Origin of the sequence: Xanthovirga aplysinae (assembly GCF_009711365.1) — a bacterium.
Lineage (GTDB): Bacteria > Bacteroidota > Bacteroidia > Cytophagales > Cyclobacteriaceae > Xanthovirga > Xanthovirga aplysinae.
Genome location: NZ_SMMB01000942.1, coordinates 4,531 through 5,699, shown reverse-complemented (window position 1 = coordinate 5,699; position 1,169 = coordinate 4,531). Strand labels below are relative to the sequence as shown.

Below are 1,169 nucleotides of genomic sequence, written 5' to 3'. Positions count from 1 at the left end.
AATATCCGGATTCAAATGAAATAATTAATTTTAGTTTTGGTGAATTAGTCCCATTTAAATGATAATACATAATTTCATATTCTCCTTCAAATCTTCTTTTTTGCTTGAATTCAGTTAACCTTATTCCTATCCCAGTGCCACGTTCTATTTTATGGTTTCTTTTAAAAATCCATTCTGCTTTTATTCCAGTATTTGTTTCTGTGTAAATTACACATCCTATATTTAAATTGATTCTATCATGCATAATTCTGTTTTAAATTAGGTAAAACGTTTGTGTAAATATTGTAGCTTTGGTTGTGCTGTAGACCTTGTTCGGCTATTATTTTTTCACTTTGTTATGTGTTCGACTTTTCATTTTTTTCTTAACCAACCTAAAATCCTGTCATTCTTGAATGTCCATTTGTCATTTTGCTTTTCAATGGCAAAAGTTTCTCTAGACTTTCCAAATGGTCCCGGATTTTGCTGAATTATTTCAATTTCGTCTTCTGTAACATTTGAAATAATTGCAACATGTCCGTATTTGTTAAAAACCGTTCCACCAAAAATCAATAAGTCATCAACTTTGGGTTTGGTCTGACTCGGGTTTGAGAATTGAATCAAATTTCGCCGCATATTTGTCTGACCGTCTTTCAAATTCTTGTCATAAAAGTCTTTTGCACGTCCGTAACTGTCAGGCATTTTATGATTTAAATATTCATAGTAATACCGTTTCACAAATTCAACACACTGAAATTTTAGTCCTAAGTTATAACCCTCCTTTGTAGTATTTCGCCCTGTTACATTACCAACTCCTCCATTATAGTAAATCAAAACTCCATTTAAACTATCAATTTGTTGTCCTACAATGAATTCAGATTTATAGTTGAATCTCTTAAATGTCCAAAGTCCTATAAAACCCAATATGAGTACTCCAATTAGTAAGTATGTCCAACGTTTTAATTTCAATTTATCTCTTTGTTTAGTTTTTTAGCTGACGCACAACGGCCCGGCTGGCTACTGTGCTTTTTTGTGCTGGATTTTTTATGCGGTGGCAAATCACGAGAGCTCGCCATTATTAGCCATTGTTTTCAACTTTTCCAATTTGAAATATTTCTGAAAATTTGTCCACCAATATTGTTGAGTTTTGAATTAAATCGTCATTTGTTTCTCCCATATCATGAAAAATCAAA

General features: G+C 32.0%; 2 protein-coding genes. Both read right to left on the bottom strand.

The window, feature by feature from the left end; genetic code table 11:
• The coding region (locus E1171_RS24250) for a hypothetical protein (protein WP_222931452.1) at positions 1-244 on the bottom strand (244 nt) is incomplete at its 3' end.
• 107 nt (positions 245-351) lie between these two features.
• Positions 352-945: a CHAP domain-containing protein gene (locus E1171_RS08665; RefSeq protein ID WP_155205612.1), complete on the bottom strand. Its 594-nt coding sequence runs from the start codon at positions 943-945 to the stop codon at positions 352-354.
• Between the last annotated feature and the right edge of the window lie 224 nt (positions 946-1,169).